The organism is Pauljensenia sp. UMB6358, from assembly GCF_030216865.1.
Taxonomy (GTDB): Bacteria; Actinomycetota; Actinomycetes; order Actinomycetales; family Actinomycetaceae; genus Pauljensenia; species Pauljensenia turicensis_A.
Genome location: NZ_JASOMS010000099.1, coordinates 1 through 314 on the forward strand (window position 1 = coordinate 1; position 314 = coordinate 314).

The 314-nt window shown below is 62.7% G+C and carries 1 protein-coding gene; it reads right to left on the reverse strand.

Translation table 11 applies throughout. From position 1 onward, the window contains the following. A partial coding sequence (locus QP381_RS08780; protein ID WP_442953419.1) for a DUF3499 family protein occupies positions 1-256 on the reverse strand: 256 nt, incomplete at its 3' end. Positions 257-314 lie beyond the last annotated feature (58 nt).

A 314-nucleotide genomic window follows, 5' to 3' on the forward strand; every position in this document is an offset into this window, starting at 1 on the left:
GTTCAGCCTGCCAGGGGCGGTTGGGTGTGTCTTTCCCGTCAATTGACGAGGGGGCAGCCGGGTCGCCTTGTTGGGCGTGGTGCGCGACGCATTGAGCCACTGGTGAGGCTGAATCGGTGTGGGCGGCATCGCGGACTGCGTCAACGAGCGCCATCAGGTCATCGGCCGATGGTGGTGCCGGGTCAAACGAGCTCTGCAAACGCACGATTTGCCATCCTTGAGGGGCAGTCAGATTATTCGCGTGGCGTTCACACAAGTCGTATGCGTGCGGCTCGCTCGCTGTTGACAGTGGACCGAGGACGGCCGTCGAATCG